This is a genomic window from Gordonia sp. OPL2, from assembly GCF_003797825.1.
Lineage (GTDB): Bacteria > Actinomycetota > Actinomycetes > Mycobacteriales > Mycobacteriaceae > Gordonia.
Map to the genome: position 1 here is coordinate 1 of NZ_RKME01000004.1, position 21613 is coordinate 21613.

The window sequence follows — 21613 nt, forward strand, 5'->3', positions numbered from 1 at the left end:
GGACGGGCGGGCCCGCGCGGGTGCTGGCCCTGGTGTGATCCCCGGATAGGCGCCGCGCGCCACCGCTCACAGGGTTCTCCCAGCCGGTGTCCAGCCGCGCAGGAGCCCACCACAGCACTGTGGGGTCATCACATCCGATACAGGAGGACCCATGACCGCAGTGCTGGACCACCGGGACGCACACGTGCCCGGCGAGCCGCCGCCACCGACCGGTCGCCGTGGCCGGCGCGGTGCCGACCGACCGACCCCCCACCGATCCGCGCGGTGGAGTCCGTTCGCCCTCGCGGGCCTGCTCGCGACGACGGCGGTGCTCTATCTGTGGAATCTGTCGTCGAGCGGGTACGCGAACACCTTCTACGCCGCGGCAGCGCAGGCCGGGTCGCAGAGTTGGAAGGCCTGGTTCTTCGGTGCGCTCGACTCGTCGAACTTCATCACCGTCGACAAGCCGCCGGCGTCGCTGTGGGTGACCGGCCTGTCGGTGCGTCTGTTCGGCATGAACAGCTGGGCGGTCCTCGTTCCGCAGGCGCTGATGGGCGTCGCGGCGGTGGCCCTGCTGTACTGCGCGATGCGCCGCACCTTCGCCGACCCGCGGCACGGCACCGCCGCCGGTCTGATCGCGGGCGCCGTCCTCGCGTTCACCCCGGCCGCCGCGCTGATGTTCCGGTTCAACAACCCGGACGCGCTGCTGGTGCTGTTGATGGTCGCGGCCGGTTATGCGCTGATCCGCGCGATCGGGACGAACTCCGGACGGTGGCTAGCCCTCGTCGGCGTCGCACTCGGATTCGCATTCCTCACCAAGATGCTGCAGGGTCTGCTGGTGCTGCCGGCATTCGGCCTGGCCTACCTGCTCTTCGCCGACAACGGCTGGCTCAAGCGCATCGGCCACCTCATCGGTGCGACGGTCGCGTTGATCGTCTCGGCCGGCTGGTTCGTCGTCGCGACCATCCTGACCCCGGCGTCCGCGCGTCCCTACATCGGTGGATCGACGAACAACACCTTCATGGATCTCGTGTGGGGATACAACGGTGTCGGACGCATCAGCGGTGGCAACGGATCCGGCGGCGGAGGCGGCCCGGGTGGTGGTCAGGCCGGCGGATCGTTCGGCGGCTCGACCGGACTCAACCGTCTGTTCGGCTCGGAGATGGGCAACGGGATCTCGTGGCTCCTCCCCGTCGCGCTCCTCGCGCTGGTCTTCGCCGTCTACCTCGGACTGCGCAGTTTCCCGATCTTCCGCTTCAGCAACGGACTCTCCCGCGTCGAGGGCGGTGCAGTCGTCGCATGGGGTGGTTGGCTGGTCGTCACCGGACTGATCTTCAGCTACATGAGCGGCACCATCCACCCGTACTACACGGTCGCGCTGGCGCCGGCGATCGGCGCACTGGTCGGCATGGGCGGAGTGTTCGCATGGCGACGTCGCGATCACTGGGACGGGCGGCTCGCCTTGTCGGGGATGATCGCACTCGCCGGATGGTGGTCCGTGGTGCTCCTGAGCCGCAACGACTTCGGTCCGCAGTGGTGCCGCTGGCTCATCGGTGCGGCGACGGTGGTGAGCGTACTGGTCCTGCTGGTCGGCAGCGTGATGGCGTGGCGTAAGGCGGTGGCCGGTGCGGTCATCATCGGCGCGCTCGCCGGCGCCGGAGGCAGCGTCGGGTTCGCCATCGCCACGGCCGCGACACCGCACAGCGGGTCCATCCCGACCGCGGTCCAGACCTCCATGGAGAGTGGCGGTATGGGTGGTCCCGGCGGTGGAATGCCCGGCGGCACAGGTGGACCCGGTGGAAACACGACCGGTTCGGCAGGTTCGGGGTCATCGTCGACGACGAGCCAGGGCCAGACGCAGCAAGGCCAGACCCCGCAGGGCCAGACCCAGCAGGACGGCCGACGCGGTGGCGGAGGTCCGGGCGGCATGGGTGACATCTCGTCGAACACCGAACTGGTGAACCTGCTGTCGTCGACGACGACCACGTGGTCGGCGGCCACCAACGGGTCGCAGTCGGCGGCCGGGATCGAGATCGCCACCGGCACCGCGGTGATGGCCATCGGCGGTTGGAGCGGCGACCCCGCCCCGACGCTGCAGCAGTTCATCGACTACGTGAAGGCAGGCAAGATCGCCTACTACATCGGCGGCGGCCAGGGAGGTCCCGGCGGCAACTCCGAGATCGCCACCTGGGTCGCGCAGAACTACACCCCAACCACCGTCGGGGGGACCACGGTCTACAAGCTGAGCTGACACGTGGCGCCGACCGCGAGAGCCGTCCACCCCATCGGGGCGGACGGCTCTCGTCGTCGGGTGCCTCTCGACGCGATCGATGGGTCGCGCAGAATTCGGCGATCAGCCGGCCTTCAGTGAATCGACAATCGAGGCGACCCGTCGTTCGCGCGTCTTCTCCTGCTTGGCATCGGCGACCGAGCGCGCGTGCTCCTTACGGCGGGACGGGGCCAGGGCGTCGAACGCGGCACGCAGGCTCGGATCAGCGTCGAGAACGCGTGCGAGCTCGGGTGGCAGCGTGACCTCCCGCGGTGCAAGATCGGCTTCGATGATGACGTCGACGGTATCGCCGGCCTCGACGCCGAGTTGCCCGCGAACGCTCTTGTTCAGTCCCAGGAGGTTCTCGCCACCCATACGTCCGATCCGGCCCGCAACGGTCTGAGAGCCGATCGTGAAGCGGACCGGGGGTGTCTTGGTCGGAGCGCCGAGGGCCGCGACCTGATCATCGGTCAGCACGATGGCCGCCGCCGGGCCGCGCTTCTCCAGAACCACGGTCAGGCGGAGTCGTTCACCGGTCATGCGGGGAATCCTATCGCCGCGACCCCGTGGAATCGCGGGTTGTTTCCGATCTCTGACAAGATTCCCCTCATGACCGGACGCATCTCCGAATTCAGTCATGGACCGCTTGTCTTCGACGTCGTCGACGGCGGCCCGCTCGACGGCCCGCCGACGATCCTCCTCCACGGCTTCCCGCAACGTGCGACGGCGTGGGACCTCGTGACACCGCTGTTGCACGAGAACGGCCGCCGCACACTCGCACCCGACATGCGCGGGTACTCGCCGCGTGCCCGTCCCGCAGCGCGACGGGACTACCGGATCGGTCTGATCGCCGACGACGTGGTCGCCCTGATCGACGAGCTCGGCGTGGACTCGGTCGACCTCGTGGGTCACGACTGGGGTGGCATCGCGGCGTGGGCCGTCGCCGCGAAGCATCCCGATCGGGTCCGCACGCTGACCACATTCTCGGTGCCGCACCCGGCCGCGTTCATCAAGGCCATGCCGCGCGGTCAGGTCCTGCGGTCCTGGTACATGTTCGTCTTCAATCTGCCCAAGCTCCCGGAGTTGTTCCTGTCCAGGTTCTTTCGGACGTCCACGGGCGGCGAGCGGATGGGCCTGCCCGAACCGTTCGCCGGCCGCCTGCACGACGACATCGTCGCCTCCGGTGCGTTGCCGGGGGCGTTGAACTGGTATCGCGGGATGCCGTTCTGGACCCGGGACGATCAGGTCGGACACATTACCGTGCCCACCACATACGTGTGGAGCGACGGCGATTTCGCGCTCGGCCGGGCGGCGGCGAAGATGACGTCGCGATACGTCGACGCGCCCTACGAGTTCCGCATCCTCCGCGACGCCGACCACTGGTTGCCGGAGAGCCGTCCCGCCGACGTCGCGTCGGCGATCCTGGACCGGGTCAACGCCTGAGCGGTGAGGCCGGCCCGATCAGCGTCGCCGACGACGCAGGATCGCGATGAGCAGCACCAGGATTCCGAGTGCACCCGCGGCCGCGAGCGGTAGCGTGCGGTTCGCCGTCGGCAGCTCGGTTGGTGCGCCCGCCCGTAATTGCGCGAACGTCGCTCGCTGAGCGTCTGATTCGGCAACCACGTCGACGATGGCCGGGGACGGACGCGACGGCGGCGCGCTCGGCGCGGTCGACGCCGGGCCGGAGGGCCCGGTCGACGCCTTCTTCTTCACCGGAGGCTTCGAGGATGCCGACCGGGGCGCGGAGGGTGTGGATGCGGCAGGTTTCGGCGCAGAAGGTTTCGGCGCAGGAGGTTTGGGCGCAGGAGGTTTCGGCGCAGGAGGTTTGGGCGCGGACGGCGTGGACGCCGACGACTCCGGTGACACCGGTTGCGATGCCTCAGGAGTCGACACCGGGGGATCGGGTTGTGCCCGAGTTGCTTTCTCGGGCGCGGGCTTCGCGACCGGAGCTTCCGTCGCCGGGGCTTTCTCTTCGGCCGCCGTCGTGGCAGGTGCCTTCTTCGCAGCGGCCTTCTTCGCGGGTGCCTTTGGCGCAGCGGCCTTCTTCGCAGCGGCCTTCTTCGCCGGAGCCTTCTTTGCCGGGGCTTTCTTCGCCTGGGTCTTCTTCGCGGGAGCCTTTTTCGCAGTGGCCTTCTTGGCGGGCTCGTCTGCTGCGGGCTCGTCCGCCGCAGGCGGCTCCACCGGCGTTGCGGCGTCGGACTTCTCGGGTTCTGGTACGCCCGTACCGGACGGGACGTCGCTCGGATCGGGTCCGGTCATCTCGTCACGCTCCCTTGCGCGATGAATCGGTGCGCGGTGTCCGGTTCATCTCAGTGTCCCGCCTGCACACCCAGACGGGCGAGGATGTCCGCGTCGATCGCGGCGAGTTCGGATTCGACCGCCTGGTGCGCCGTCTTGCGCTGGCCGGGAGGCATGGCCTCGGCGGTGTCGACGGCGATGGCGAGGTTGTCGAGTCGGGTCGTCATCGCGGTCACGAAGGCGGACCCCTCGTCGGTCGTGTCCTTGGTGGCGACTTTCTGCAGCGCCGCACGGGTGGTGCTGATACGCGCCGACAACGTGGCGCCGTGGCCGGAGTACTGCCGCAGCACATCGGGGGCGACGCCGGCCCGGTTGGCCTGGAAGGCGGTCACCTGACCGCGGGCGGCGACGGCCGCGCGATAGGCGATCGGTACCACCACCGGCGACAGCAGGCGTGCGACCATCAGATAGCGACGCACACTGGCCGGGCTGAACCGTTTGGCGTCGGCATCGGCCTTGGCCTGAGCCTCGATCGCCTTGGCCTCCGCCTTCGACGCCTTCGCCTGCGCCTTGCCGGCGACCTTCAGCGTCTTGCGTTCCTGCTTGAGTTCCTTCTTGCGGTACTTGCGCTCGTCACGGCGACGCGACTTCTCGTCCTTCCGCGCGGTCTTCGCCTCGAGCTTGGCCTCCAACTTGGCCTTGGTCTTCAACGCCTTGGCCTCGGCCCGGCGCTGAGCGCGGGTCTTGCCGTTCGACGAGAACAATCCCATCTGAGGACCTACCTCCTGTGCGGTGTCTCGGGCATGTCCGGTCACGGACGTGAAACGCCGTGCGACCGGTGAGTGCATCGGTACAAGCATTACATAGGCTCGACAGGGGCGGTCCGCGCTGACCGGTCGCTGTCGTGCCGACGGCGAAGCACGTCGATCAGCGTCTGGCGAAAGGATGGCGAGTGTCGAGAGTCGTGTTGCACCCGCGAGACCTCGCGGGCTGCGAACATCGGCTGTCCCTCGATCACTCGCATCCCGACCAGGCGCGCAATCGACCCGACACACCTGAGGCGCAGCGTCGCAAGGACGCGGCCGCCGATCACCGCGCCCGCGTGCGGGAGATGATCCGGGGGCTACATAGCGATCAGCCGACCGGCACGGTCGTGCTGGTCGAGCCGGACACCGATCACGCCACGCGGGTCGCGGCGACGCTCGCCGCGTGCCGTGAGGGTGCGGCCTGGATCTGGAACGCGACGCTGCCGACCGACCGCGAACACGGACGTAGAGGACACGCGGAACTCCTCATCCGTGACGGCGACGGCTACGTCCCGGTCATCGTCGTCAACCACCGGGTGAGCTACCCGGCGAAACCCGTCCGAGCGCCCAACGGCTCGCTCGGCAACGGGTCGTCGACGCTCACGAGTCCTGTCTGGACCTGGGCGCCGCAGCCCGACCCGTCGCGTAACGGCCGCAACCAGCGTCGGGACCAGCTACGGCTGGCGCAGCTCACGGCGATGCTGCGCGACCTCGGGCTGGCTGCCTCCGACGATCCGCAGGCCCTGCGCGGCGGTGTCATCGGACTCGATGCGGACTGCATCGTGGTGTACGAGATGGCCCCGCTGCTCGACGACTACGCGGAGATCTTCGAACGGCGGACCGCGATCGCCGAACAACGTGTCGCCACCACTCCACGCCGGATCGGCGAGTGCCGCAGCTGCCCCTGGTGGGTGCGCTGTGGGCCGGAGCTCGAGGAGCGCCGCGACGTCAGCCTGGTCGTCGGGGGCAATCAGAGCGTGGTGCTCGACGACGCCGGGATCACCACCATCGACCAGTTGGCCCACTACCGCGGTGATCCTCCGGCGGACTGGCCGGGAAATGCGCCGTTCGACGACGCGGTGCTGACCGCCATCGCCTGGCTGACCGACACCCCGCTCATCCGTCGGCTCGAGCAACCGACGGTGACCCGGGCCGACGTCGAGGTCGACGTGGACATGGAGAGCTACGGCGAGCACGGCGCCTATATGTGGGGGACGTTGCTCACCGACAACACCGACCCCTCACGCCCCGTCGTCTACCGCGCGTTCGTGACGTGGGAGCCGCTCCCGACCCGGGACGAGGGACGGTCGTTCGGTGAGTTCTGGACGTGGCTGAGCGCCGAGCGCGAAGCCGCTCGTGAGGCCGGGAAAAGCTTTGCCGCATATTGCTATTCGCAGCAGGCGGAGAATCGGTGGCTGCTGGGATCGGCGAAACGGTTCGCGGGGATCGCAGGTGTCCCGTCGCTCGCCTCGGTCGAGGCCTTCATTGCGTCCGACGAGTGGGTGGACATCTACGAGGCCGTCGGCCGGAACTTCGTGTGCCCGAACGGGAAAGGCCTCAAGCGGGTCGCCCCGGTGGCCGGGTTCAGCTGGCGCGACGCCGAGGCGAGCGGCGAGGCCTCCATGGATTGGTACCGCGAGGCCGTCGGCCTGGGGGACACCCCGATGGACCTGTCACAGCGCCGACGCCTGCTGGAGTACAACGAGGACGACGTGCGCGCGACCAAGGTCCTCCGCGAATGGATCGACGGGTCGGCGAAACATGATGTCCCGCATAAAGATCAGGTGCTGGAGTTTCGCAACCCCGGTTGATCGCAACCTGGTTTCACCCGCACCCCATCGGTGCGCGCCCGCTCGATCCCGTCCCCGATCAGGGCCGCGACGAACGCAGTGCTTCGAGGAACGATCCGCTGCCCAGCAGGGCGACCGCGCCGAGGAGCAGCAGTCCTCCCGGGGCCAGCCCGACGAGGATGCGACGGGTGGAGGAGACCAGGCTCGTGTCGTCGGCGACGGGGGCGGCCGCCGGTGCGGATTGTGCGGCCTGCGCCACGCGAGCACTGTTCGACTCGGCACTGTTCGACTCGGCACCGGTGGACTCGGCACGGTTCGACTCGCCGCCGCCGGTCGACGCGCCGCCACCGCCGGACTGCCCGCCTGCCTGGCCGTTGCCTGCCGGCCCGGTCGCCGACGACCCGTCCGCCGGACCGCCACCGGTCCCGGGTGCGGCCGCGGTCGGCACGGTGGGCACCGGGGCGTTCGGAGTCGCCGCACCACCGGACGGACCGCCGACCGAGGGGTTGTCGCCGCTGCTACCGGGCATCGCGCCACCAGTCTGCGGGGTCGAGGTGAATCCCGGCGGTCGCGGCGGAAATGCCACGCCGCCGCCGGAGCCGCCGCCACCAGCGGCCGGAGGCACCGTCACCGACGTGTCCGTGGTGTCGGTCGTCTCGGTGGTCGGTGTGCTCTCCGTCGGCTCCGTGCTGCCGGACGGTTCCGACGGCCCGGTGCTGCCCGACGGTTCCGTCGTCCCGGAGGGCTCGGTGGTTCCCGATGGTCCCGTGGTTCCCGACGGCTCGGTGGTCCCGGAAGGCTCGGTCGTCCCGGAAGGCTCGGTCCCCGACGGTCCGCCCGCTGCTCCGGTGCCGTCGTCATCATCATCGTCGCCGGAGCCGCCGGGTGACCCGTGCCATCCGCCGCCGTGCCCGTGATGTCCCCAACTGCCGGAGTGCTCGTGGGAGTCGCCCTCGGAGGAGTCGGAGTCGCTCCCGGAACCCGAACTCTCCGAGTGCGCACCGCTGCCCGACGAGTCGGAGGAATCCGGGGCGGACAGTGCCACACCTGCGCCGATACCGAGAATCGCGACCGCGAGCACAGCGATCAGCGCGGCGAGCGCACCCATGCGGCGGCGCGACGGCGGCTGCTCGGGGGTGCGGTGTGTCATCGGACCTCGTTCGGGTTACAGGCAGGAGAACGGTCGTGGTGCATCGTCGCCCACTGTTCACGCTCAGGTAAACTCGGATTTGCGCCGCTGCAGGATATTTACGATCGAGTGTGAACAATGCCACAATGGGTAATCGTTACATCATTGGCACAGGTGATACGCATGGGCGGTGGCCGTCAGGTACGTTCTGATCGTACCGAGCGTTGCAACGACGATGCACGCAGGTCTTTAATGTTTGCAAGTTCAAGCTTTGGATTTGCCGGGGAGAATAATGACTTCACAAGGTACGGAAATGCCTGCTGTTGACGGCGGGCGTCGAACCGACACGAGGTCGGTCGATGCCATGCAACACGAAACAGTGGACCCAGGCCTCTTTGCTCGACGCCTGGAGGAACTGTTCCGGACGGTGCCGGGACCCAACGGTCGGGCATACAGCGCCAAGGCCATCGCGGCCAGGTCCACCGAGCGGGGATTCCGGCTCGGCGAGTCGTATCTGAGTCAGCTGCGATCCGGCAAGGCGAAGTCGCCGTCGTTCCGCACCGTGGAGGGGATCGCCGCGGCGTTCGGTGTGGACGTCCACTACTTCCTGGAAGATCGTGCCGCGCAGCGCACGCGTGACGAGATCGACCTGATGCGTCTGCAGGCCGACACCAACGTGCAGCTCGCCGCCTTCCGGCTCGCCGGACTGTCCAGCGACTCGGTCACCGTCGTGAACGAGCTCATCAAGGTGCTGCGCGAGCAGCAGGGCCTCCCGAAGGATCCGCCGGACATCATCGCGGCGGGGATCTCCGAGGATGCGCGCCTGCGGGTCGTCGGCGGACCGATCGTCAACGACTGACTTCCGGTCCGGAGCTCCCTGTCATCCATGCGACGTCAACGGGCGCTCCGGGCACTGTGTCGTGACACCCTCCGGGGCCTCGACCTCGATCTGCCGCTCGACGTGTCACAACTCTGCGGGCGCTACGGCGAACGCCGTGGACGTCCCATCCGTCTGATCGCCCATCCGTTGCCGGCCGGGATGCCGAACGGTGTGTGGCTGGCGGCCGAGGATGCGGATTACTTCTTCTACCAGGCGAACACGTCGAAGCTGCACCAGGACCAGATCGTCATCCACGAGTTCGGCCATCTCATCGCCGGGCACCAGATGCTCGGTGAGGTGTCGGCCTCGGCGTTGTCGGCGCCGTCCGACGACGACTCCGATGCCGCACTGAAGCGGACCTGCTACTCCGACGAGCGGGAGTGGGAGGCGGAGATGCTCGCGTCGATGATCCTCAGCTGGGCCGCCGAGGCCCGCGACACCGTCGGCTCCACACCCGAGAACGCCGACCTGCGCGGCATCCAGCGCGTCCTCGGCGGTCACAAGGGATGGCTCTGACGTGATCGCGATCGGTGTGGTCAACGCAATCGCGGCGGTCGTCTTCGCCGCCGCGCTGTGCTGGCGCCTCGAACAGATCCGCCGCGAGGGCGGCGGACTCCAGGCGGTGGCGATGACGGTGGCGATCGCCGCGCTCACCCTCGCGTTCGTCGTCTCCGGCCACGACGTGACCGATGCGCTCGACGAGGTCGCGTTCACCGGCGCCGCACGTGTCCTCTTCTACGCGCTGCTGGCCGTCGGTGTAGCGGGTCTGATCGTGGTCTTCTTCTTCCCCGGCCGCTCGACCTCCCGGGAGCGGCGTGCGGGCATCGAGGCCGTTCCGCTGATCGTCGCGCTGATCGGTCTACAGGTGTCGATGCTCGTCATCCCGATCGACCTGCGCACCGAGAACCTCTCGGAGTGGACCGCTCGCAATGTCGCGTACGCGATCTTCGTGCTCATCGCCTCCGGCTACCTCACCTATGGATTCGTCGCCTGTGTGCGCAGCATCCGACGGTTCCTCGCCATGGCCGACGGCTATCTGCGGACCTCGCTCGGGATGTTGTTGGGCGGACTGGCGTTTCTCGCGCTCAGCTCGGTGCTGCAGATCCTGTTCGTGATCGGCTCCGCGGCCGAGGTGATCAGCTTGCCGTGGTTGCTGGGTGCGGCGCGGGTGTGTTCGATCATCGGTGTCGTCGGCTTTCTGCTCGGGATCAGTTACCCGATGCTGCATGCGCGATGGCACACCATCACCTCCGGCCGACGACACCGGCGCGATGCCGAGGCACTGGTGCCACTGTGGGCGCTCGTGACGGGCGCGGTGCCGGAAGTGGTTCTGCCCCTGGGGGAGTCCACCACAGACGAGGTGCCCGCCGGTGCGTCCAGGACGTCCGCACCGTCGCTGCTCCTGCATCGGCGGGTCGTCGAGATCCGGGACGCCCTGACTCAGCTGAGTCCCTATCTCACCGAGGATTTCGAGATCGTCGACGACGACGCCCGTGCCGACATGCTCTGGGCCGCAGCCGAGGACCACGCCCTCGCCGGGCAGGCCCGCGGCGCGGTGCGCGAGGTACTGCCGGGCGGTCGGCAACTCGAGGAGGACGCGGCACCGCTGCTGCGTCTGTCGGCGGCCGTCGCCCGGCAGTCGTTGTCGGAGAGCAGTTCCTGATCAGCGCGGCGCCATGCGGATGGCGCCGTCCATGCGGATCGTCTCGCCGTTGAGGTAGTTGTGCGTGACGATGAACTCGGCCAGCTGGGCGTACTCCTCCGGCTCACCGAGTCGCTGCGGGAACGGGATCGCCTCGGCCAGCGTCTGCTGGAACTCGGGCGTCACGCCTGCGAGCATGGGCGTCTTGATGGTGCCCGGTGCGATGGTGCACACGCGCACGCCGACGCGGGCGAGGTCGCGCGCCGCCGAGATCGTCATCGCGTGCACACCGCCCTTCGACGCGGCGTAGGCGATCTGACCGATCTGACCCTCGAAGGCCGCGACCGACGCGGTGTTGATGACGACGCCGCGCTGTCCGTCGTCGTCAACCGTCGACTCGGTGGCCATCTGCGCGGCGGCCAGGCGCATTACGTTGAACGTGCCGACGAGATTGATGTTGATGATCTTCTGGAACAGCGACAGGTCGTGCGGCCCGTCTTTGCCCAGGATGCGTGCGGCCCATCCGACGCCGGCGCAGTTCACCGCGGCCCGCAGGGGTGCGCCGCCGTCGCTGATGGTGTCGATCGCGGCCTTCACCTCGACCTCGTTGGTGACATCGGCCGGCAGGAGGGTCACCCCGCCGGTCGGGGTCGCCTTGTCGATGGACGGCTGCAGGTCGAGCCCGAACACCTGGGCGCCGGCGGCGGCGAAGCGCGCTGCCGTTGCTGCGCCGAGGCCGGATGCTGCGCCGGTGACCAGTACGGATGAGCCGGAAACGTCCATGGGGGAGTCCTTTCGGGGTACACCGGCCGCCGGGGAGGGGCGGCCGCGATCGGTGTCACCGAATCACCCTAAACAGGACGCGGTTGGCGGCCGACCGCAACCCCCGAAATCACCGAGCGATCGTTCGGGACTCCTCGTCGGAGTCGTCGTCGGCCGAGGTCAGGGCGGTGCGCCGCAGGTGGCGGAGGTAGACCGCGCCGATGCCGAGCAGGACGACGACAGCGCTGAGGGTGGCGATCACCGTGACGGTTCCGGCGTCGGCCAGACCCTCCCACAGCAGCCATGCGGCGAAGCCGAAGAACAGGATCGCGGCGCCCCGGGCGATCATCCGCTCGGGCAAATGCTTGCCCAACAGTGCGCCGACCGCGATGGCGAGCGCGTCGGCGGCGACCATGCCCACGGTCGACCCGATCCACACGCCGAGCCAGTCGTTGTTGGTGGACAGCGTGATGGTCGCGAGCATTGTCTTGTCGCCCAGTTCGGCGAGGAAGAACGACGACATCACCGCGAAGAAGACGGATGCGCCGACCCGTTCGGCCTTGCTCGACTCGTCGTCGTCGAGATGATCGCCGCGCAGGGTCCACAGGCCGAAGATCAGCATCGCGATCCCGGCGAGGATCGACATGAGGTCGGCGGGGATGGAGAGTCCGAGGAAGTGACCGAAGAACACCGACACCGCGTGTACGGCGGTGGTGGCCACGGTGATCGCGAGCAGGACGACCCACCACCGGTACCGGAGGGCGTAGGTCATGGCCATCAGCTGCGACTTGTCGCCGAGTTCGGCGACGAAGATCACGCCGAAGCTCAGGAGCAGGGCAGCAATCACGAAAGCCAGGTTAGGGTGCCCGCAGATGGCTGTGCAACAGATTGCATGCCCGTATTTCCGCAGGTAGGAGGCACAAAACTAAAAGTTAGGGGACCCTGAATCTCCTGTCGCAGGTCAGGCGGCCAGCAGCATCGCGAGGACGGCGGTATCCGGGTCGGCGTTGGGATCTATACCGACTTGGTTACGCAATGTGACGACGGTCCCATCCGCCTCCGCCTCGGCCCATCCGGCTCGGTGCTCGAGCCCGAGTTCGGGCAGTCCCGGCAGCAGCACACAGCCCGAGGCGACCTGTGAGCATTCCGGCAGCGATGGCCGGGTCTGCGACGGCGGATGCAGCATCACCAGCGCCGGCGGGTTGCTGAGGAATCGCCCGGCCTCGACGAAACTGTCGTCGACGACGTTGCCGACGGCGACCATCATGCCCACGGCGTCGGCCTCGGCGTCGTCGGGTCGTTCCTCGACCACCCCGAAGATCGTCGTCGTCGGCAGGAAGCCCGGTCGGCACGCGATGCGGACCGACGCGACCAGGGTCTGCGTCCACTCGAGGGTGGACTCCGGCCAGCGGCCGGAGATGAGGATGCCGTTGAGATGCCCGTCGAAATGGAACGGCGTGAGGCCGATCGGTATGGAGGTCGTCATCGCTGGTCCCCCTCTGCGGCAGGGCTTTCGCCGGAGTTGGAGATGTCGTGGTGTACGACACCCCGTCTGAGAAGAATCCACCCCACCGGCCTCGCAGACAACTCGAACACGGGTCTTGTGACGGTTCTTTTACACGGAGTGGCCCATCCGGGGGACACGAGCACGCCGCCACCACCAGGCACACTGGATCAGGTGAGAAGTTCTGCACCCCTGCGTCCGATGGAGATGGCGTCGATCGCGATCTTCGGCGGACTGACCGTCGCGGCCATCGTGGTGGCCTCGGTCATCCCCCTGGCCACCGCCGTCGGGCTGCTGGCCCCGGTCCCGCTCGCATTGATCGCCGCCCGGACCCGGCCGCGTGCGCTCATCGCCGCCTCCGTTGCCGCCACCGGTGTCAGCTTTGCGATGGCCGGCACCGGTGCCGCCGCGACCGTTCTGGGATCCGCGCTGGTCGGAGGGATCGTCGGCGACACGAAGCGTCGTGGTCGAGGCATCGGGACGATCACCGTCGCCGGCATCATCGCCGCACCGATCATCGGCGGATTGTCGGTTCTCGTGCTGCTGATCCTGGTGCCGTTGCGCACCCTGGCCCTGGAGGCACTCGGCAACACCGTCGGCGGACTGGTGAAGATCCTCGACAGCGTTCCTGCACTGTCGGGCGTGGCCGACTCGGTCGAGACGCTCGGCAACAGCATGGTCGACCAGTGGTGGATCTGGATGTGGGTGTCGGGTGCGCTGGGCACCGCGGTGTCGCTGGCGGTGGCGTGGTGGCTGCTCGGCGGGGTCATCGCCCGGCTCGCCGACGTCCCGAGCGAGGACACCCTCGACGCCGGCGATCTGACCGCCGACGACACGCCTGTCGGCCCCCTGCCGCTCACTCTCTCCGGTATCGGATTCCGCTATCGCGACGGTGGCCCGCTCGTCCTCGACGACGTGAGCGTGTCGTTGGCGGCCGGTGAGTTCGTGGCCGTCGTCGGCGCGAACGGGTCCGGCAAGTCGACGCTGGCGAAGATCCTCGCCGGGCGGGTGCCGACCGCCGGCACCGTGCACCGTCCGGGTGCCGCCGGGCTCGGGCGGCACGGCGGTACGGCGATGGTGCTGCAGCGACCGGAGACCCAGATGTTGGGTTCACGGGTCGCCGACGACGTCGTCTGGGGTCTGCCGCCGCACGTCGAGGTCGACGTCGAGCGCCTGCTCGCCGAAGTCGGTCTCGCCGGGCTCGGCGGCCGCGAGACGTCGGACCTCTCCGGCGGGCAGCAGCAGCGCCTCGCCATTGCTGCCGCGCTGGCGCGCGAACCCGCGCTGCTCATCGCCGACGAGGTCACCTCGATGGTCGACCCGGCCGGACGCGACGAATTGCTCACCCTGCTCGCCGCACTGCCCGCGCGCCGGAACATGACCGTCGTCCTGATCACCCACCGCGGCGCGGAGGCGGCCGCCGCCGATCGCATCATCCACCTCGACCACGGTCGCGTCATCGCACATCCGCCGCAGTGGATTCCCCGCCCGGGTTCGGTGGCCGAGCCCGCACCGCATCTCCCGGCCGGCCATGCACCCGCCCGACGATCGGGCGAACCACTTCTCGTCCTCGACGACGTCGGGCACACGTATTTGCCCGGTTCCCCGTGGGCCGTCGACGCCGTGCGCGACATCTCGATGACGGTGCATCGCGGCGACGGCATCCTCATCGTCGGCGGGAACGGATCGGGCAAGACCACGCTCGCGTGGATCATGGCCGGCCTCATCTCGCCGAGCGCGGGAACGGCGAACCTCAGCGGCTCACCGGTGTCCGACCAGGTCGGCGACGTGGCCCTCGCGTTCCAGCACGCGCGTCTGCAACTGCAGAAGCAGACCGTCGGCGACGAGATCATGTCTGCCGGAGGACTCGGTGTCGGCACCGCCGAGGTGGCCCGCGCCCTCGAGGCGGTGGGGCTTGGGCGCGACATGGCGGCACGTCAGATCGACTCGCTCAGCGGCGGGCAGATGCGACGGGTGGTTCTCGCCGGACTGGTGGCGCGGCGACCCACGGTCCTCATCCTCGACGAACCGCTCGCCGGGGTCGACCCGTATGCCCGTGCCGAGATCATCGAACTGCTGGCACGATTGCGCGCCGACGGCCTGACGATCGTCATCATCTCGCACGATCTCGGCGACCTCGACGCCGTCGTCGACCGTCGCGTCCAGTTGGTCGACGGCACCCTCACGACGGTGGCCCCGCCGCACGACGCGCCACCGCGGGAGGCGACGGCACAGAATCCACCGCCGCCACCGATCGACGAGACGAGAGTTGTTGACGTGCACCAGTTTCGACCGATCATCTCGCCGGAGGCAGGGGAATGAGCATGCAGTCCGTCCCGCTGCGGCAGGTGCCCGGCAACTCGTTCGTCCACCGGCTGTGGGCCGGGACCAAACTGATCATCGTGCTGGCCCTCGGCGTGATGACGTGGGTTCTGCCGTCGTGGCCCGCGCTGGGACTCGTCGCGGCGATCGTCCTGCTGACGGCAGTCGTCGCGGGAATCCCGCTCGGTGCCATCCCGCGCCCGCCCTGGTGGTTCTGGGGGCTGATCATCGCCGGCGGTGTTCTCAACGTCGTCTTCGGGCCGGCGGCCCTCATCGTCTACCTGCGGGCGGTCACGCTGGGCCTGGTGCTCGTCGCCAGTTCGATCCTGGTGATCTGGACGACCCCGATGGCCGAGATCGCCCCGGCGATCGCCACTTTGATGCGACCGCTGCGGATCTTCCGGCTGCCCGTCGACGAGTGGGCGGTCGCGATCGCACTGTGCCTGCGGGGTCTGCCACTGCTGATCGAGGAGATGCGACTGCTGCGGGCCGCCCACCGGCTGCGGCCGTCGGCTCCGGCGCGCAGCGGACACCCGGCCGCGGAGATGGGGGTCGTCGACATGATCACCGCGGCGATGTCGAGCGCGTTGCGCCGCAGTTCCGAGATGGCCGAGGCGATCACGGCACGCGGCGGCACCGGGCGGCTGACCGCCTACCCGTCACGGCCGGGGCGGATGGATGCGGTGGCGCTGATCGTCATCGGGATCGCCTGCGCCGCAGCGATAACGCTGACCCTTGTGCTCTGACCTCGCAACACGTGGGTCGCGACAACCGATGGCGTCCGCGAAAACAGTTCTGCCCCCGTTTCTCCCGGAGTGCGGGAGAGACGGGGGCAGGCCGTACGCGAAGTGGCGTCAGGCGGGGACGACGAGTCCGGCGCCCTGGCTCTTGGCGGTCGCGAAGCGCTCGGCCGCGTCCGCCCAGTTGACCACGTTCCACCAAGCCTTGACGTAATCCGGCTTGACGTTCTGGTAGTCGAGGTAGAAGGCGTGCTCCCACATGTCGAGCATGACGACCGGGATGATCGCGGCGGGGATGTTCCCGCTCTGGTCGGTCAGCTGCAGGATGACCAGGTTTCCACCGATGGTGTCGTAACCCAGGATCGCCCAGCCACTGCCCTGCAGCGTGGTCGCCGCCGCGGTGAAGTGTGCCTTGAACTTGTCGAAGCTGCCGAACTGATCGTCGAGGGCGGCCGCGAGGTCACCTTCGGGCTTGTCACCACCGTTGGGCGACAGGTTCTTCCAGAAGATCGAGTGGTTGGTGTGGCCACCGAGGTGGAACGACAGGGTCGCCGACAGTCCGTAGACCTTGCCCGCGATGCTCTCGTCGTCACGGGCCGCAGCCAGCTTCTCGAGGGTGTCGTTGGCGCCCTTGACGTAGGTCGCGTGGTGCTTGTCGTGATGGAGCTCCATGATCCTGCCGGAGATGTGCGGCTCGAGCGCCGCGTAGTCGTACGGGAGATCCGGCAAGGTGTATTCAGCCACGATATTCCTCTCTGAGGTGTAACTCGTTACTCACTCTGCGCGCACAACCGCGGCGTTCCGACGCCGGTCACGCGAGTACTTCCACCCTTACCCACCTCATGGGGGATTGCAAACACTGCGGCACAATCCACTTCAAGTGCGGTTGAAGTATTGACCGCTGCGGGGATCGCCGGAACGGCTGGTCAGATCACCATCAGGACGATGAGGAGAACGATCAGGCCGACGATGCTGGCGGCCGTGCCGAGGCAGGCGGATCGGACGTCGTAGGTCGCACGCGGCGTACTCGGTCGAGGCCCGAGGGTCCGACGGAGATCGGAACTCGCATGCGTTGCCATGGACACCCTTCGTCGTCGCTGAGTGCGGTCGTGACGACCGCGGGCTGGACTGCTGGACCGGCTGTGCCGCGTCGTGACGATTCTCGTGAGTGACAACCGTCACAACCTCGACGTGGGGGACATGATAGGCAGACTCCCGGAGATCCATCAACCCCGGGGAGGTCGGGGAGCGAGCGTACGATCGGTGCCATGTCATGGCTTGACCAGCTTCTTTCCGGGCAATCCCACAAGCGTCGACTCGTCGACGCGGATCAGGCGCTCCCCGGTCGCGATGCCGCCGTGCCGGTGGCGGCCGAACACCTTCTGCTGCATCACCCGATGACCTGGACCGACGACCCGGCGGGTACCGGCATCGGTGAGTTCGACGGGAACCTGTCGGCTGTCGTCCTGGCGGGCGGGTGCTTCTGGGGTGTCGAGGAGATCTTCTGGCAGGTGCCCGGCGTCTACACGACGGCGGTCGGCTACGCAGGCGGCCACACGCCGAACCCGTCCTACGAGGAGGTCTGCACCGCACGGACCGGGCACACCGAGTCCGTGCTGGTCGTTTTCGACCCGGCGGTCATCGATCTCGAGGGCATCCTCACGATCTTCTGGGAGTCGCACGATCCGACGCAGGAGATGCGTCAGGGCAACGACGTGGGGACGCAGTACCGCTCGGCGATCTACACGCTGACCGCCGACGATGCCGACCGCGCGCGGGCAACGGCGGAGACGTTCGGTGGTGTGGTCGCCGACGCCGGGCTCGGACCGATCACCACCGAGATCGCGCCGCTCGCCGACGCTGGCGCGGGTCGTTTCTACTATGCCGAGGACTATCACCAGCAGTACTTGGCCAAGAATCCGAACGGTTATCGCTGCCACGCGTCCACCGGTCTGCACTATCCGGCCGCCTGAGCGGTGGCCGCCCCGACCAGCCGCCGTCAGCTCACCACCGGCCAGTGGAACCGGACCCTCCTGCACCGCCAGCATCTGCTCGAACGAGCCGACGAGGACGCCATCGACGTCCTCGATCGCTGTGTGGGACTACAGGCACAGGAGCCGAAGGCCCCGTTCTTCGGGCTGGCCTCGCGCGTGGCCGATTTCGACCCGGGTGAGCTCGACGCGCTGCTCATCGATCGCGAGGTCGTCCGGGTGGCGCTGCTGCGTTCGACCATCTTCCTGATCGACGCGGAGGACGCACGGTGGATACGACCGATCGCCCAGCCCCTGCTGGACACCGAGGTTGCCATCCACGAACGACGACTCACGCGCACCGCGGCCACCGACATTCTCGCCGATGCGGCCGAATTACTCTCGGGCACAGCGATGTCCGGCGCAGATCTCGGTCGTGCGCTCGCGGCCCGCCACCCCGACGACAACCCGTCGACGATGGTTTCCGTCGCGCGGTGCGGCCTGCCGCTCGTCCAGATCCCACCCCGGGGGCTCTGGCAGGGGTCGGCCGCGCCGACCTATCAGCTCTTCGACGACTGGGTGGGTCCAGGTGAGCCGGCCGTCGTCGGCGACGAGGCGCGCAAGGAGCTGATCCGCCTCTACCTCAGGGGTTTCGGGCCGGCCACGGTGAAAGGCATCCAGAGTTGGGCCGGACTCACCCGGCTCGGGTCGCTGGTGGCGGAGATGGAAGCGGACTGGGAGCTCGCCGAACTCGCCGGACCCGACGGTGAGCGGCTCTTCGACCTCGAGGGCCTCGACATCATCGACGAGGACACCCCGGCACCGGTCCGGCTGCTCGCACCGTTCGACAACGTGCTTGTCGCACAGGCCGACCGACGTCGCATCGCCGACGACGACCGCTACCGGAGCCTGGCCACACCGAACGGCCGCTCGCCGGGCTTCGTGCTGCTCGACGGCCGCCTCGCCGGGAGCTGGCGGCTCGACGACGGCCGGGTGGTCACCGACCTGATGATCGACCCGCCACGTCGACAACGATCCGAACTGGCGGCCGAAGTCGAACGGCTACAAGCCTTCTGCGACACCGCACAGTGATCCCCGAGGGCCGGTCACCCGCCGGTCCGGGGATTGCGGTCGGTGATGCAGTACCGGCGACCCACCGGGTCGGCCATCACGGTCCAGTTCGGCAGGCGCTCGACGACCCGCGCGCCCCAGTCCTCGTGCCGGACGACCTCGTCCTCGACGGCCGTCGCCGCCAGATCCAGGTGGCCGCGCGCGACCGGTGACGGGTCGGATTCGTCGTTGCGCTGCAGCAGGATTCCGATGGCGAGCGCCGGATCGCGGGCGATGCGCAGCAACTCCGGCCGGCTGGTCGCCTCGGTCGGGCGCCCCGTGAGCCGGGTCCAGAACGCGACCTCGCGGTCGAACTGGGAGTGCGGGACATCGATGCACACCTGATCGATGATGCTGATCGTGTCACCGGGCCACCGGATCGGACGCGACCGTTCCGATTCCCCTTCCCAGGCCACGAGACAGAACACGAAGCCCGACGGCGACTCCAGCGTCAGGTAGGCGGGCCCGGCGGCATCACGGACCACCCTCGCGCCCAGCGAGATCGCCTCCCGCGCCGCGACGCCCGGGTCGTCGACGTGGAGGTCGATGTGGATGCCACCCGGGCCGTCCTCGATGCGTTGCACCCGAAGATGCGGATCCCCGTTGAACGGCTCCAGTGAAGCGAATTCACGGTGGTCGCCGCGAGGTGGTGAGACCGTGCTGCCGGCGATCGCGCGCCAGAACGTCACCTCGGCGCCAAACTGGGCGGAGGGAAAATCCAGGAACGCCGTGAGCCATCGGATCCGCACGCGCAAAGTCTAGAGTCCCGGGCGTCGCGAATGCGGCCACTAGACTCGTCCCATGACAAGTGGACCGTGGACAAAGGTGACCGAGCGGGTGTCTCGGTCGCGGGCGGATCGGGTGGCCGTGGTCCGCCTCGACGGTCCGATCGGGATGAGCGGCATGGGTCGTCCGGGTATCACCACCGACTCCGTGGAGCCCGTCCTGAAACGGGCCTTCGGTACCGAGCACGTGAAAGCCGTGGTCGTCGTCATCAACTCACCGGGTGGTTCGCCGGCGCAGTCGGAGTACATCGCCGAGCGGATCCGTCAGCTGTCGGCCGAGAAGGGTGTCCCGGTGCTCGCGTTCTGCGAGGACGTCGCCGCGTCGGGCGGTTACTGGATCGCCTGTGCCGCGGACGAGATCTTCGCCGCGCACACCTCGATGATCGGGTCCATCGGGGTGGTGTCGTCGGGGTTCGGCCTGTCGGATGTCCTGACCCGGTTCGGCGTCGAACGGCGCCTGTACACCTCGGGCTCGAACAAGGCCCGCCTCGACACGTTCTCCCCCGAGCGGCCCGAGGATGTCGAGTGGCTGCAGACGCTGCAGTCGCATCTGCACGAGGCCTTCATCGGCTGGGTCCGCCAACGTCGCGGGAAGAAGTTGAACGCCCCCGACGACGAGCTCTTCAGCGGAGACGTCTGGGTCGGGAACCGAGCACTCGAGGTCGGCCTGGTCGACGCGATCGGGGTCATGCGGTCGGTCGTCGCCGAACGCTATCCCGACGCCGAGATCACGATGATCGACACACCGAAGCCGCTTCTCGCACGTCTCGTCGGTGGTCCGCTGGGTGCGCACACCACCGCCCAGGTCGGCATCGAGGGGATCGTCGAGCGTGTGGTGAGTGGCGTCGTCTCCGCACTCGATCGCGGAGTGGTCACGCACCTGCGGTGACACGTCATCCGACCGGGTGACAGTCGCCTCGGCACGCAGGTGTGCACAGTTCTCCCCAAGTTCTCCACAGGCGTTGTGAGGATCGAGAAAATCCTTTGTCTGTGAGGTGCATCTGCACTGTTCTGAATTCTCTGCGCCGCTGGTCAACCAGATCGGTGACGCTGGTCACAGGCCCTGTGAGGGCCATCACAGGAAACATACCGCGACGTGCGGAGTTGTCCACATTATCCACAGTCTCATCCACAGCTTGAGGTGGAGAATGCACACCCGGTGTCCGGTTGGCAAATCGCCATGTGGATAGTTATATGCAGGTCGTCATAGTGCTCGATCGGGTCCGGATGCGGTGTCAATTCGGCGGCGGCCCGAGTTCTGCTCATGCGGGTTGTACACAGCGCGCGCCGTCGCCCACCGGCCTGTGCCACCATGGATTCGTGAGCATGGGCGACATTCGGCAGGTACCGGTGACGGAACTTCCGGACGACTTCACCGAGGAGACGGGTCGGGTCCTGCTCGACGTCCGCGAGGACGATGAGTGGGCCAACGGACACGTGCGGGGAGCGCTGCACATCCCGCTGGGGGACGTGCCGGCACGGATCGAGGAGCTCGACCTCGATGCCGAGCTCCTGGTCGTCTGTCATTCGAGCGGACGCTCGATGCGGGTCCTGCAATACCTCGATCAGCTCGGCTACGAGGGCAGCTGTGTGCGCGGCGGGATGCTCGCCTGGCTCGAACAGGGCAAGCCGGTCGAGACCGGGAGTACCGGCTCCTGATGATCGACCTCTGTCCGAGGTGTCGAAT

The 21613-nt window shown here is 68.2% G+C and carries 23 protein-coding genes; 13 read left to right on the plus strand and 10 right to left on the minus strand.

The genetic code is table 11. From position 1 onward, the window contains the following. The first annotated feature begins 151 nt into the window (after nt 1–151). The gene (locus EEB19_RS05730) at nt 152–2230 is read left to right on the plus strand and encodes a glycosyltransferase family 39 protein (protein ID WP_187584073.1); all 2079 of its coding nucleotides are present in this window, start codon (nt 152–154) and stop codon (nt 2228–2230) included. 102 nt (nt 2231–2332) lie between these two features. Here EEB19_RS05730 and EEB19_RS05735 read toward each other — a convergent pair whose 3' ends face one another. Continuing rightward, entirely contained in the window at nt 2333–2788 is a 456-nt protein-coding gene (locus EEB19_RS05735) for a YdeI/OmpD-associated family protein (RefSeq protein ID WP_187584075.1), read from the minus strand. 69 nt (nt 2789–2857) lie between these two features. Between EEB19_RS05735 and EEB19_RS05740 the strand changes: the two genes are divergently transcribed. Continuing rightward, a complete protein-coding gene (locus EEB19_RS05740) occupies nt 2858–3691 on the plus strand; it encodes an alpha/beta fold hydrolase (protein ID WP_187584077.1) in 834 nt (277 codons plus the stop codon). A gap of 18 nt (nt 3692–3709) precedes the next feature. On the opposite strand, the gene EEB19_RS26825 is transcribed toward EEB19_RS05740, so the two are convergent. Beyond that, nucleotides 3710–3871 carry a hypothetical protein gene (locus tag EEB19_RS26825; protein ID WP_262365464.1) on the minus strand — a complete coding sequence of 54 codons (162 nt, stop codon included), beginning with the start codon at nt 3869–3871 and terminating at the stop codon, nt 3710–3712. 7 nt (nt 3872–3878) lie between these two features. Here EEB19_RS26825 and EEB19_RS26830 point away from each other — a divergent pair, with 7 nt between their 5' ends. Continuing rightward, entirely contained in the window at nt 3879–4532 is a 654-nt protein-coding gene (locus tag EEB19_RS26830; RefSeq protein WP_262365465.1) for a hypothetical protein, read from the plus strand. Nucleotides 4533–4557: 25 nt separating this feature from the next. Here the strand turns inward: EEB19_RS26830 and EEB19_RS05750 are convergent, their stop codons facing one another. Then, nucleotides 4558–5256 carry a DUF6474 family protein gene (locus EEB19_RS05750; RefSeq protein ID WP_187584081.1) on the minus strand — a complete coding sequence of 233 codons (699 nt, stop codon included), beginning with the start codon at nt 5254–5256 and terminating at the stop codon, nt 4558–4560. Nucleotides 5257–5438: 182 nt separating this feature from the next. Here EEB19_RS05750 and EEB19_RS05755 point away from each other — a divergent pair, with 182 nt between their 5' ends. After that, complete coding sequence (locus EEB19_RS05755; RefSeq protein ID WP_187584083.1) at nt 5439–7103, plus strand: TM0106 family RecB-like putative nuclease; 1665 nt, start codon at nt 5439–5441, stop codon at nt 7101–7103. Between the two features lie 58 nt (nt 7104–7161). Here the strand turns inward: EEB19_RS05755 and EEB19_RS05760 are convergent, their stop codons facing one another. Then, nucleotides 7162–8232, minus strand: coding sequence for a hypothetical protein (locus EEB19_RS05760; protein ID WP_187584085.1), 1071 nt, complete (start codon nt 8230–8232; stop codon nt 7162–7164). A gap of 271 nt (nt 8233–8503) precedes the next feature. On the opposite strand from EEB19_RS05760, the gene EEB19_RS05765 reads away from it, so the two are divergent. From EEB19_RS05765 to EEB19_RS05775, 3 genes are read left to right on the plus strand one after another with little or no spacing between them, the layout of a single operon-like run. Then, a complete protein-coding gene (locus EEB19_RS05765; RefSeq protein ID WP_187584087.1) occupies nt 8504–9070 on the plus strand; it encodes a helix-turn-helix transcriptional regulator in 567 nt (188 codons plus the stop codon). Nucleotides 9071–9097: 27 nt separating this feature from the next. Next, on the plus strand, nt 9098–9607 hold the full coding sequence (locus tag EEB19_RS05770; RefSeq protein ID WP_187584089.1) for a hypothetical protein: 510 nt from the start codon (nt 9098–9100) through the stop codon (nt 9605–9607). Between the two features lies 1 nt (nt 9608). Further along, complete coding sequence (locus EEB19_RS05775) at nt 9609–10754, plus strand: MAB_1171c family putative transporter (RefSeq protein ID WP_187584091.1); 1146 nt, start codon at nt 9609–9611, stop codon at nt 10752–10754. On the opposite strand, the gene EEB19_RS05780 is transcribed toward EEB19_RS05775, so the two are convergent. The 3 genes from EEB19_RS05780 to EEB19_RS05790 all read right to left on the minus strand — a co-directional run bounded on the left by EEB19_RS05780 (nt 10755) and on the right by EEB19_RS05790 (nt 12981). Next, entirely contained in the window at nt 10755–11516 is a 762-nt protein-coding gene (locus EEB19_RS05780) for an SDR family NAD(P)-dependent oxidoreductase (protein WP_187584093.1), read from the minus strand. A 109-nt stretch (nt 11517–11625) separates the two neighbouring features. Beyond that, nucleotides 11626–12342 carry a TMEM165/GDT1 family protein gene (locus EEB19_RS05785; protein ID WP_187584095.1) on the minus strand — a complete coding sequence of 239 codons (717 nt, stop codon included), beginning with the start codon at nt 12340–12342 and terminating at the stop codon, nt 11626–11628. Between the two features lie 114 nt (nt 12343–12456). Then, nucleotides 12457–12981 carry a peptidase gene (locus EEB19_RS05790; RefSeq protein WP_187584097.1) on the minus strand — a complete coding sequence of 175 codons (525 nt, stop codon included), beginning with the start codon at nt 12979–12981 and terminating at the stop codon, nt 12457–12459. A 219-nt stretch (nt 12982–13200) separates the two neighbouring features. Between EEB19_RS05790 and EEB19_RS05795 the strand changes: the two genes are divergently transcribed. After that, a complete protein-coding gene (locus EEB19_RS05795; RefSeq protein ID WP_187584499.1) occupies nt 13201–15321 on the plus strand; it encodes an ABC transporter ATP-binding protein in 2121 nt (706 codons plus the stop codon). Continuing rightward, nucleotides 15318–16067: an energy-coupling factor transporter transmembrane protein EcfT gene (locus EEB19_RS05800; protein ID WP_187584099.1), complete on the plus strand. Its 750-nt coding sequence runs from the start codon at nt 15318–15320 to the stop codon at nt 16065–16067. The genes EEB19_RS05795 and EEB19_RS05800 overlap by 4 nt, the downstream gene beginning before the upstream one ends. Nucleotides 16068–16175: 108 nt before the next feature. On the opposite strand, the gene EEB19_RS05805 is transcribed toward EEB19_RS05800, so the two are convergent. Then, entirely contained in the window at nt 16176–16805 is a 630-nt protein-coding gene (locus EEB19_RS05805; RefSeq protein WP_187584101.1) for a superoxide dismutase, read from the minus strand. A 182-nt stretch (nt 16806–16987) separates the two neighbouring features. Next, a complete protein-coding gene (locus EEB19_RS05810; RefSeq protein ID WP_187584103.1) occupies nt 16988–17140 on the minus strand; it encodes a hypothetical protein in 153 nt (50 codons plus the stop codon). A 189-nt stretch (nt 17141–17329) separates the two neighbouring features. Between EEB19_RS05810 and msrA the strand changes: the two genes are divergently transcribed. Further along, the gene (gene msrA / locus EEB19_RS05815) at nt 17330–18034 is read left to right on the plus strand and encodes a peptide-methionine (S)-S-oxide reductase MsrA (protein WP_187584105.1); all 705 of its coding nucleotides are present in this window, start codon (nt 17330–17332) and stop codon (nt 18032–18034) included. A 3-nt stretch (nt 18035–18037) separates the two neighbouring features. Next, nucleotides 18038–19123 (plus strand): winged helix DNA-binding domain-containing protein, encoded by a 1086-nt coding sequence (locus EEB19_RS05820; RefSeq protein ID WP_187584107.1) that lies wholly within the window; start codon nt 18038–18040, stop codon nt 19121–19123. A gap of 14 nt (nt 19124–19137) precedes the next feature. Here the strand turns inward: EEB19_RS05820 and EEB19_RS05825 are convergent, their stop codons facing one another. Continuing rightward, nucleotides 19138–19890, minus strand: a complete 753-nt coding sequence (locus EEB19_RS05825; RefSeq protein WP_187584109.1) for a VOC family protein — start codon at nt 19888–19890, stop codon at nt 19138–19140. A 52-nt stretch (nt 19891–19942) separates the two neighbouring features. Here EEB19_RS05825 and EEB19_RS05830 point away from each other — a divergent pair, with 52 nt between their 5' ends. Next, the gene (locus EEB19_RS05830; protein ID WP_187584111.1) at nt 19943–20815 is read left to right on the plus strand and encodes a S49 family peptidase; all 873 of its coding nucleotides are present in this window, start codon (nt 19943–19945) and stop codon (nt 20813–20815) included. Nucleotides 20816–21252: 437 nt separating this feature from the next. Then, the gene (locus EEB19_RS05835) at nt 21253–21585 is read left to right on the plus strand and encodes a rhodanese-like domain-containing protein (protein ID WP_187584502.1); all 333 of its coding nucleotides are present in this window, start codon (nt 21253–21255) and stop codon (nt 21583–21585) included. Nucleotides 21586–21613 lie beyond the last annotated feature (28 nt).